Annotated in this window: 8 protein-coding genes and 1 pseudogene; 4 read left to right on the plus strand and 5 right to left on the minus strand. The window is 59.1% G+C overall.

The window, feature by feature from the left end; genetic code table 11:
* Nucleotides 1-349 precede the first annotated feature (349 nt).
* Complete coding sequence (locus tag ACVW0C_RS11565; protein ID WP_414358346.1) at nucleotides 350-1198, plus strand: hypothetical protein; 849 nt, start codon at nucleotides 350-352, stop codon at nucleotides 1196-1198.
* A 7-nt stretch (nucleotides 1199-1205) separates the two neighbouring features.
* Here ACVW0C_RS11565 and chlP read toward each other — a convergent pair whose 3' ends face one another.
* The 5 genes from chlP to ACVW0C_RS11590 all read right to left on the minus strand — a co-directional run bounded on the left by chlP (nucleotide 1206) and on the right by ACVW0C_RS11590 (nucleotide 6606).
* Entirely contained in the window at nucleotides 1206-2426 is a 1221-nt protein-coding gene (gene chlP / locus ACVW0C_RS11570) for a geranylgeranyl reductase (protein ID WP_414406886.1), read from the minus strand.
* 124 nt (nucleotides 2427-2550) lie between these two features.
* Nucleotides 2551-3702, minus strand: coding sequence for an extracellular solute-binding protein (locus tag ACVW0C_RS11575; protein ID WP_457385515.1), 1152 nt, complete (start codon nucleotides 3700-3702; stop codon nucleotides 2551-2553).
* Complete coding sequence (locus ACVW0C_RS11580) at nucleotides 3674-4144, minus strand: pre-16S rRNA-processing nuclease YqgF (RefSeq protein WP_457385517.1); 471 nt, start codon at nucleotides 4142-4144, stop codon at nucleotides 3674-3676. The genes ACVW0C_RS11575 and ACVW0C_RS11580 overlap by 29 nt, the downstream gene beginning before the upstream one ends.
* Entirely contained in the window at nucleotides 4141-5520 is a 1380-nt protein-coding gene (locus ACVW0C_RS11585) for a DUF3084 domain-containing protein (protein ID WP_457385518.1), read from the minus strand. The genes ACVW0C_RS11580 and ACVW0C_RS11585 overlap by 4 nt, the downstream gene beginning before the upstream one ends.
* Nucleotides 5521-5625: 105 nt before the next feature.
* Nucleotides 5626-6606, minus strand: coding sequence for an alpha-ketoacid dehydrogenase subunit beta (locus tag ACVW0C_RS11590; protein ID WP_414331610.1), 981 nt, complete (start codon nucleotides 6604-6606; stop codon nucleotides 5626-5628).
* A 184-nt stretch (nucleotides 6607-6790) separates the two neighbouring features.
* Between ACVW0C_RS11590 and pdxA the strand changes: the two genes are divergently transcribed.
* The 3 genes and pseudogenes from pdxA to ACVW0C_RS11605 form a co-directional block, all read left to right on the plus strand.
* On the plus strand, nucleotides 6791-7879 hold the full coding sequence (gene pdxA / locus ACVW0C_RS11595; RefSeq protein ID WP_457385519.1) for a 4-hydroxythreonine-4-phosphate dehydrogenase PdxA: 1089 nt from the start codon (nucleotides 6791-6793) through the stop codon (nucleotides 7877-7879).
* Between the two features lie 29 nt (nucleotides 7880-7908).
* Nucleotides 7909-9024 carry an aldo/keto reductase gene (locus tag ACVW0C_RS11600; RefSeq protein ID WP_457385522.1) on the plus strand — a complete coding sequence of 372 codons (1116 nt, stop codon included), beginning with the start codon at nucleotides 7909-7911 and terminating at the stop codon, nucleotides 9022-9024.
* Nucleotides 9025-9111: 87 nt separating this feature from the next.
* A pseudogene (locus ACVW0C_RS11605) lies at nucleotides 9112-9393 on the plus strand (hypothetical protein); the annotation flags it as partial.

A 9393-nucleotide genomic window follows, 5' to 3' on the forward strand; every position in this document is an offset into this window, starting at 1 on the left:
CCGACCCTCGTCCTACGGACAGAGGGCGGGGCTCCTGCGCCAGTAAGCTGGACTTTCTGATCCTATCGCAGACGGGATCCCAGCGGAAAACGGCAGAGCCGGTGGCGCTGCCCCGACAAAATGGCCCCTGGGATCCACCGCAAAGGCAACCCCCAGCTCGATGAAGACGGGTACTGGGCTATCCCTTTGGGCAGAGCGGATGAAGTTCAAAGCCGTTATTGTTGGAAAGATTATTCAAAGACTCCCCCTGGTTTGCGCCAGCCCTGGGTTAGGCTATTGCCATCCCGGGGGAGCAAGAAACACCGCTGCTCTGCCCCGAAGTCCGCGAGTTGAGTGAAGGAAGGTTGAGGTGAATGGGAGACTGACCTGCCATTTCCCTGTGCTGCTATTGGCCCTGCCTCTGTGGGGATCCCCGACCTGGGCCGGAGAGTATTTCACCGAGGAAGTCACCAGCCCCAGCCTGGAGATCGTTCATGGCTGGCGGCAGGAGGTGTACGGCATTGGGGTTACCATCACCAACACCAGCCTCGGCTCCTTTCGGGTGCCCTTGGAAATTGATATGGAGGATCGGACTAGCTGTGAGCGGGCCGACTTGGTGCTGACCAACAATCGCATCATGCCGATGGGATCCTTCCAAGATTGCATTCTCAACATCTTTCCCTACCTGGATAAGTTCATCAACCAAGAAGTCGCCAGCATCCGAGTCACCCTAAAAGGGCCAGCTCCCCTCCTGGAAATTCCGGTAGAGGAGTCGGATCGACTGATTTTGGCCCAGGTGGCCAACCAATCGCGGGAAGCCTTTGTTTTCTTTCAGCAGGAGTTGGCCCGTGTTTTGGAGCTGCTGAGGCAGTCGGATCCCAAGCAAAGCGAGACGGCCCCACAGCCTGGCACCCCAGTTCCGACCGCCACCCCAGCCGAGTCTGCCGCTAGCCCAGGAGATTTTGTAATCGTGGGATCCATTCGGGAAGAACGAGTGGGGGCCGGTAGCCGCCTAAGCGTGGAAGCGATCAACCGCAGCACCCGCACGGTTCTCAACGCCCGTGCTCGTTTCACCTTCTATCGGGGAGAAGAAGTTGTCGATACGCGAGTGGCAGCGTTTGAGCCCAGCGACGTGCCCCCCGGACAAAGGGCCTCCGCCAGTGTGCTGAAAACCGAGGCCAATTGGGATCGCGTCACGGTGACCTTCCAGTGGCAGTAGGGTTACTTCAGGGAGCCAAAGCGTTGCCGCGAATCAGGCTGCCCAGGGTTTTGACCGTGATCTTGAACTGCACCCAAGGGCTCATGGGCACTACCGTCTTGTAGAGGTAGCTGTCAAAGGTCATCCTCTGCACGTCCCGGTCGGCGCACATCTCCACAAAGGCTTCGCGAGTGGCATTGGAACGGTAGAACACCCGCTGCAGGATGTCCAAGACCTTGTAGGTCAGGCCGTACTGGCGATCCCAGCGCTTGAGATACAGTTTTAGATCCTCCTCTGTGGGAATGCGCTTGCCGCCGTTGGAGGTCTCGACAAGGGTCTCGGCACACATGCGGCCTGACTTGGCGGCAAAATAGATCCCTTCGCCGCTGGATTTGGTTACGTATCCCGCCGCATCTCCCACCAAAGCAGCACGGCCCACCACGCGGCGCGGGCGGGGATGCTCTGGGATCGGATGGGCTTCCACCTTGATCACCTGGCCGCCGCGGATACGCTCGGCAGCACGGGCGCGGATCCCAGCTTGCAACTTTTGGATGTGGGCTTGGTTTGCCCTCATGGTGCCGGTGCCCACGGCTACATGGTTGGACTTGGGAAACACCCAGGCATAAAAGTCTGGAGAAACATCGTCCCCCACATACATTTCTGCCCGCTCTGCGTAGTAGGCCATTTTGTCGTCCGGGAGCCGGATGCGCTCCTGAAAGGCCAGCGCATAGTTGTAGTCGCCAGCACCAATGGCTTCTGCCACCTTGGAGTGAAACCCATCCGCCCCGATCACCACATCCACAGCCAAAGAACGCGGCACCCCTTGCCTCGATCCGTCAGAGAAATCGTTGTAGTGCAGGATGTAGGGATCCCGGCCATTTTGGGGGATCTCCAGATGCATTACCTTGCCGTTGATCAGCTCCGCCCCTTTTTGGTGGGCACGATTGCGCAAGAAGGCATCCAAGATCTCGCGGCGGCACATGCCGATGTACTCGTTTTCTTTTTCAAGGGCGATATCCACCTCATAGTTGGAAGGGGAGATCATCTTCATCTTGCGCACTTTGCGGTCGATGATCCCCTCGGGGAGGTCGAACTCGGAGACCATACAGAGGGGAATGGCGCCCCCGCAGGGCTTGGCGTTGTCCAGCTTCCGCTCAAACAAAAAGGTCTCAATTCCAGCTTGGGCCAGAACTTCGGCAGCAGAGGCTCCGGCTGGGCCGCCCCCCACAACAGCAACTCTCAGACTCAAGGTGCTCTCCTCGATGCAAGTGCAACTGGCTCATCAGACAGCAGGCATCCTACCACAGCTCCTCAGAAGCATTGCGGACCTTGACGAAGTGTTGCAGAGTGGAGGGCTCGCGCTCGCTGTGTTTCTACAAAAGGCCCCGCCGCATTTGATCCCAGAGGTTGAGATAGGACTCGGCTTCGGCTGAGCTCAGGGGGCGCCAGATCTCCGAGCGTTGCCAAGTGGAGATTTGCAAGTCGGCTCTGCGTTGCAGGCGTGGGGCAAGTTGAGCCAAATCCAGCGGCAAAACCGAAGGGATCCCGCTCAGATTGACCAAGCGGGGGGCAAATTCAGGATTCAAGACAAAATCAAGCCAGTCAGCCAACAGGGATCCGGAATCGGTCTGGGTTGATTCTGTGTGGGCATTGTCTTCGTGGGCATGGTCTTCGACGTGGGGTCGCACCCAGGCATCCCACCAGATGGCGGATCCGGAGGCCGGGATCACCACTGCCAGCTCAGGGTAGTTGGCTTGGGTGGCGTAGAGATCCTGCGACCAGCCCACGGCCACCCAGCTATCGGCCAAGCGCAAGATGGGCAGGTAGTCGGAAGAGGTGTAAGTTAAAACCTGACGGTGCAGGGATCCCAGCTCTTGCCGTAATTCCACATCCTCAGGGTTGAGGGGATCGTTGTAGGAGCGGCCCATTTTCTTTAGGGTTAGCCCAATCACCTCCCGCGGATGATCCGGCAGAGTCAGTTTGCCGGCCAGCTCAGGCCGCCACAGATCCGCCCAGTCCCGAATGGGCTCCCTCACCCGATCCCGGCGGTAGGCAATGGCCGTTACCCCCCAGCGCCAGGGCACACCCCAAATCTGCCCCTCCCGGAGTGCCGCAGCTTGCCAACGGGGATCCAGATTCTGCCATCGTTCTCCCAGCAGGCTTTCCGGTAGCGGATCCAGCCAACCGGCAGCAATGGCCCGATCCAATCCGTCGGCCCCCAACAAACTCAAAGCCGCCACCGGCAGCCGCCGCCGGAACCATCCCCCCGGATCCCACCAGGCCGGATCAGCCGGCTGAACACTTTGCCGGAGATAGGCCAACAACTGATCCCGACTATCCAACAGTTGCAGCCGAAAGCGGGCCTGGGTGCGGCGGCGAAACTCGTTGAGCAAACTGGCAGGGATCCCTTGCTTAAGCGCCACGATAAGAGGCAAGTGCGCATCCGGCCCCCCACATCCTGCTGCCACCAGCTCCAGCAGGATCCCCTGTAGAAGCTCACGTCGGCTCAGCCGTATCTCGCCCACGACAGTACCGCTCCACCAGAATGAGAGCCACCAGATCATCGTAAGCCTTGGCGGGCACCCGCATCCCCTTGGGCAACAGCCGCTCCCATCCCTGCGGTGGGTGAAAATCCCAGTAGCGCTGACGGGCCTCTTGGGAGCTGTGCCGCTCATCCACCAGGACAATCTGCTGCGGGGGGAGGATCGATTCCAGTTGAGACTTCCAGGCTTGGGCCGTCGTCTGATTGCCCAGGATCACTTGCTCCGCCTGAAACTGTTGCCGGAGCGTTTGTAGTCTAGACAGCGCTGCCGCGGAAGGGACCACCTCCCGGTGTAAAACCTTCAGCTCCATTGGCGCAAGCGCCTGCACCTGCACCACAGCTATGCCGCACTTGTCGCGCCCTGGGTCGAAACCGATCAGCACTCGTTCGCTCTTCAGCCTTGCCGAATGGAGTGAATCCGTCATCCCTCAGGACGCCCCGCCTGCTGAGCCCCAGAAGAGCCGGGTTGACCGGAAGCTTCTGCCATCAGAAAACTCACCCGCAATGGCCCCGCTGTGTAGATGTCGGTGTCGGCAACTAGCTTCACATCCAGAGGGGTGGTGCTCTGGCGGAGATGCTGCACAACCTCCAGAAACTTGACCTGGGAGAACTCCCCCACAGTGCCGGTGATGGGATCCGAGAGAAGCCCCTCCTCTTGCGAGCGCTGATTGGCCTGGTTCAGCAGCCCCAGCAGTTGCTGTTGGATCTGATTTTCGCTCAAACCCGGTTGAATCACCCCGTGGGCCAGCACGGATCCCTTGGCGAAAATCCGCTGGTTGGGGTAAATCTGCACGAGCACAGGCACAGGCTCCCCCTTGAGCCGGTTGGTGAGAGAGAGAATGCGCACCGCCCAGCTACCGGGCTCTTGCAACTTCTCCAAGGCTTGATCGGCATCCTCGCGGCGGATCAAGATCGCGTTTTCCAGAGGGGGCATGGGCTGGGATCCAAGGGCAAGGGCCCGCTGTTCCGCCTGGGCCAAAAGGTGCTCAAACTGCCGCCGGATCGCCTCTGGTTTTGCCCCTCTTGGAGCCTCCACAACCCCCGTTGCCAAGACTTCCCCCGCCAAGATGGCCAGTTCCCCCCGCCGCAGCCGCACCGCCAATTGGTTGAGCTGCTCGATCTCCTGCTCAAGCTGGTTTTTCTGGTTCTCCAGTTGGGTTAAGGCCGCCTGCACCACATCCAGGGAGCGCTCCAGCTGATCCCGATCCAGTTGCAGGGCTTGTTTTTGCGACTCCAAGGTGGCGATCACCTGGCGGGCCGACTCCACCTCTGCCTTCACTGCCTCCAACTCGGCCTGGGCTCGATCCAAACTGGGCTGCACCTTGGCCAGTTGCTCGTTGGCTGCCGCCAGCTTGGCCTCCGCCTCCTGCCGCTCCTGCAGCGCCACCGCCAGTTGATCGCGCACTTCGCTCAGGCGGGTTTGGGCTGCCGACTGCTGGCTGCGAAATTGATCCAGATCCATCTTGAGGTGGTCTCGCTCAACCCTGAGAGCGGCATTTTCCGCTTCCAAGAGGGCTTTTTGGCGGTTGAGGGCCCGCAGCTCTTGCTCCGCCTGGGCAATTTGGTTGGTGTAGCTGAACAGGGCCTCCGACAGAGAGCGGTTGAGGAGCAGCAGTGTGCCCAAAGTCAGGGCGGAGATGCTCACGCCGGTCACCACGGCCACCAGAATGGCGGTATGGCGGGGGCGCAGGTTAAACCAGGTAAGGCGCTTTTTGCCAATGCGGTAGCCCACCCGATCCCCAACAACGGCAATCAGGCCACTGACAACCAACATGTAGAGGATCAGCAGTACGCCTTGCATATTCGCGGATCCCTGCCATGGAAATCTTAGCAAGGTTGCCCTGAGGATTTTGCAAGTTGCTGGGAGATAGATTTCGGCGCTGTTTTGTAGGGATTTTTGGGGGTTCTAATCCGCGTAGAGGAGCCGCTCCACCGCCGCCACAATATCTGCAGGTTGCACGATGGTGGCCGCCTCCAGCGTGCCGTTGTAGGGGGTGGGAATGTCCTGCGAAGCCAAACGCATCACCGGCGCATCCAGCTCATCGAACAGTTCTTCCATGATGCGAGCTGTCAGTTCCGCCCCAATGCCACCCGATTTCATGTCTTCCTCAACAATGATCACCCGATGGGTTTTGCGCACCGAAGCGGCAATGGTTCCCATATCTAAAGGTTTCAGCGAGATTAAATCGATCACCTCAGGGTCGATCTCCTGCTGCACCAAAGTGTCCACGGCCTTGAGCACGTGGTAGCGCATGCGGGAGTAGGTGAGCAGGGTAACATCGGAGCCGGATCGGACGATTTCGGCTTTGTCCAGAGGCAAAAGGTATTCCTCTTCTGGCAGATCTTCTTTCAAGTTGTACAGGAGCACATGCTCGAAAAAGAGAACGGGGTTGTCGTCGCGGATGGCGGACTTGAGCAAGCCCTTGGCATTATAGGGAGTTGAACAGGCCACGATCTTAAGCCCGGGCACCGCTTGGAAGTAGGCCTCTAGCCGCTGCGAGTGTTCTGCTCCCAACTGACGACCCACCCCGCCCGGCCCGCGGATGACCATCGGGATCTTGAAATTGCCCCCGGAAGTGTAGCGCAGCATACCGGCATTGTTGGCAATTTGGTTGAAGGCCAGCAGCAGAAAGCCCATGTTCATCCCTTCCACCACCGGGCGCAAGCCGGTCATGGCTGCCCCGATGGCCAGGCCGGTGAAGCTGTTCTCGCAAATGGGGGTATCCAGCAGGCGCATCTCCCCGTACTTGCGATACAGGTCTTTGGTGACTTTGTAGGAGCCACCGTAATGGCCGACATCTTCTCCCAAAACAAATACGTTGGGATCCCGGGCCATTTCTTCGTCGAGGGCAGCACGCAAGGCGTTGTAAAGGAATGTCTCGGCCATAGAGGTTCAATATCGCTAAACCCTCATTAAACCATTTTGCCGGCATGGATCCCCTTGCAGCTGACTTGATAGGCTGAGCTCAGAATTCTTGCTCAAAGGGATGGCGACCTTCCCCACAGCTTTCCTCAGCACTCTCTTTCCCCTGGAACATGGGGATCGTCCGTCTTCTCAAGATAAAGACACCATGAGCATTCCACGGCCCAAACTGGCGCTGACCTTGGGGGATCCCGCGGGAATTGGGCCGGAAATTGTGCTCAAGGCGCTGGCGGATCCTGAGGTGCAGTCTTGCGCCCACATCACGGTTGTAGGGGATCGGCAGGTTCTAGAAGCCACCTATCGCCTGCTGAGAGATCGGTCGCCGGCTCCATTGGCCCATCCGGCAGGGATCCCGATGCTGGAATGCGACACAGGCTTTCGGTTACAGCCTGGCTGTATTGGTCAAGGGGATGCTGACAGTGGTGGGGTCAGTTTTGTTTACCTGAAAACGGCAGTCGAACAGACGCTGCGGGGCGAGTTTCAGGGGATCGTGACAGCACCCATCGCCAAATATCTCTGGCATCAAGCTGGCTACCGGTTCCCTGGCCAAACGGAAGTTTTGGCCCAACTGAGTGGGTCTGAACGCTACGGGATGCTGTTTGTCGCCCGTTCCCCCCACAGTGGCTGGCAGATGCGGGTTTTGCTGGCCACCACCCATATTCCCCTCGGCCAGGTGCCCACCGTGCTGACTCCAGAGCGGGTGCGGACAGCGCTGGATTTGCTGGTGGGATCCCTGCGCCACACCTTTGGGATCCCGGATCCTGTGATTGCAGTGGCCGGCCTGAATCCCCATGCCGGCGAACAGGGGCAACTGGGATCGGAGGAAAAAGAATGGCTGACCGAGCTGCTGCGCACCTATGCCCACGCCCAAATTTGGGGGCCGCTTCCCCCCGACACCCTGTGGCTGGCTCCCGCGCAAGCCTGGCATGGCCAGGGATCCCCAACTGTGGCAGATGCCTACTTGGCTCTCTATCATGATCAAGGTTTGATCCCGGTGAAGATGCTGGCTTTTGACCGGGCAGTCAACCTGACAATTGGGTTGCCTTTTGTTCGCACCTCTCCCGATCATGGCACTGCCTTCGACATTGCCGGCCAAGGGGTGGCCCGATGCGAGAGCCTCAAGCAGGCGATCCTGCTGGCGGCAGAACTGCTGGGCAAAAACCCCCAATCCCCTGAGGGAAATGCCGTCTGTACCCGACAATCTGAGGCCGTTTCTCGTTTCCAGGGGGTGGCTTGATGGAAGTTGCCGGTGCTACCTCAACCGGAATGCTCTACCGTCGCTTTGGGCGCACCCAACAGCTGGTCTCGGTTTTTTCTCTGGGCAGCATGCGCTTGGTCAATGTGCCCAGGGATCAAGCTCAGGCAACCGTTGAGGCAGCCCTAGCCGCAGGGATCAACCACATCGAAACGGCTCAGGCTTATGGCCATGCCGAGGTGCTCTTGGGCGAGATTTTGCAAACCCTGCCCTTTTCACGCCATCAGTTGATTCTGACCAGCAAACTCACTCCCACAGATGGGTTGCGAGAGCGGCTTCAGGGATCCCTGCGCCGTCTGCGGGTGGATTACTTGGATCAATTTGCCTTTCATGGCATCAACTTGCCGGAACATCTGGAGTGGGTGCTGCAGAAAGGGTTGCCGATTCTCCAGCAGCTCCAGCAGGAAGGCTGGGTGCGCCACATTGGGTTTTCCACCCATGGATCCCTGGAGTTAATTTTGCAGGCCATCCAGACAGGATGCTTTGACTTTGTTAATTTGCACTATCACTTTTTCCAACAGCGCAATGCACCGGCCCTAGAAGCGGCTGCCCAGCAAGATATGGGCGTGTTCATCATTTCTCCTGCCGATAAAGGGGGAATGCTCTATCGCCCGCCCCAACACCTGCAGGAGTGCTGTGCACCTTTCAGCCCCTTGGAGTTTGCCTATCGTTTTTTGCTGGCGGATCCCCGTGTTCACACCCTCAGCCTGGGCATCACTCATCCTGAGGAGCTACAGGTGGCCTTGTCGGCTTTACAGGATCCCGACCGTTGGTGGGTGGATGGCCCTCAGATTCAGGAGCGGTTGCGCCAAGCCGAGCAGGAACGCTTGGGATCCAGCCGCTGCACCCAGTGCTACGCCTGCCTGCCCTGCCCAGAAGGGATCCACATTCCCGAAGTGCTGCGTTTGCGCAACTTGGCCATTGCCCACGAGATGACGGAGTTTGCCCAGTACCGCTACAACATGTTCGGCCAAGCTGGGCATTGGTTTCCGGGGTCACCTGCCGACCGCTGTACCGAATGCGGTGACTGCTTGCCCCGCTGCCCAGAACATCTGCCTATCCCGGAGTTGCTGGCCGAAGCCCACCAGTTGCTGCATCGCTCTCCAATCCGGCGGCTCTGGGAATAACCATTCCACCTATCCTATTTGGCTGAGCTTAACTCCACTTATAATCGGATGGAGTTTATCGATTGCATCACAAGGCGAGGCATCGGAGTGAATAGTCAGAGCCAAGACCGCTTAGACCGGGTGGAACAACTGCTGGCTTGGACGGCTGAACAGACTGCTGCCAACGGCCGAGAAATCCGGGAGCTCTGCCAATCCATCCAGGAGCTGCGTCAGTCCATCCAAGAAAGCCGCGCCCAGTCTGCCGAGGAGAACGCCGCCCGTCTGCGGGAAATCGAGGAGCTGCGTCAGTCCATCCAAGAAAGCCGCGCCCAGTCTGCCGAGGAGAACGCCGCCCGTCTGCGGGAAATCGAGGAGCTGCGTCAGTCCATC

Source organism: Thermostichus sp. OS-CIW-26, assembly GCF_054058395.1.